The sequence below is a fragment of the Photorhabdus stackebrandtii genome (assembly GCF_011189495.1).
In the GTDB taxonomy this organism is placed as follows: Bacteria; Pseudomonadota; Gammaproteobacteria; order Enterobacterales; family Enterobacteriaceae; genus Photorhabdus; species Photorhabdus khanii.
In genome coordinates, this window is sequence record NZ_PUJV01000123.1 from 1 (window position 1) to 1,097 (window position 1,097).

1 protein-coding gene is annotated in these 1,097 nt (G+C 53.1%); it reads left to right on the forward strand.

Annotated elements, in window-relative coordinates:
* Positions 1 to 1,097 (forward strand): amino acid adenylation domain-containing protein (locus tag C5470_RS21890; protein ID WP_166291898.1); only part of this gene is annotated, 1,097 nt, incomplete at both ends.

Consider the following 1,097-nt stretch of genomic DNA (forward strand, 5'->3'; position numbering starts at 1 on the left):
TTGGGAGAAAAGGTATTGGTAGAACGTCAGGTGTTGAATCCGAATGCCGTATTTGAACAATCAAAGAGTAACCCACAGATAACCACATTGACATCACGGCACCTGGCTTATGTCATTTACACCTCGGGTTCAACAGGTTTGCCTAAAGGGGTGATGAATGAACATCGCGGGGTAGTTAATCGCCTGCTGTGGGCACAGGAAGAATACCATCTGACTGAACATGATCTGGTATTGCAGAAAACACCATACAGCTTTGATGTTTCTGTTTGGGAGTTTTTCCTGCCGCTGCTCACCGGCGCACAACTCATCCTCGCCCGCCCTGACGGCCACAAAGATCCGGCTTATTTACTGGCTGAAATCGAATCTCAGGGCATTACTACCCTCCACTTCGTGCCCTCAATGTTACAAAGCTTCCTGCATTATACGCCTGTTGACCGTTGCCAGACTCTGCGCCGGATTTTGTGCAGTGGTGAAACACTGTCATATGCCCTGCAACAACAGTGTATGGCGCATTTTCCTCACAGCGAGTTGCATAATTTATATGGTCCGACTGAAGCCGCCATTGATGTAACAGCTTGGCATTGTCGGTCAGAGAAGTATCCGGGGCGAGTTCCCATCGGTCGCCCGGTTTCTAATACATATATCTATATTCTGGATAAAGATCACCAGCCGGTGCCCATGGGGGGCATAGGGGAACTTTATATCGGAGGTATGGCCGTCGCACGGGGTTATCTGAACCGGCCTGAACTGACGGCAGAACGTTTCCTGGCTGACCCGTTCAGCGATAAACCGGATGCCCGCATGTACCACACCGGGGATTTGGCGCGTTATTTGCCGGACGGCAATCTGGAATTTTTGGGCCGCACTGACCAGCAGGTGAAAATCCGCGGTTTCCGCATTGAACCGGGGGAAATCGAAGCGCGGCTGGCTGAACACCCGGCGGTGCGTGAAGCCGCGGTGCTGGCTCACGGGAAAGGGCTGGACAAACGGCTGGTGGCGTATGTGGCGGCGGACGTGGAAGAAGGGCTGGTGAATAACTTACGTGAGCGCCTGAGTCAAGTTTTGCCGGAGTATATGGTGCCGGCGGCGGTGGTGCG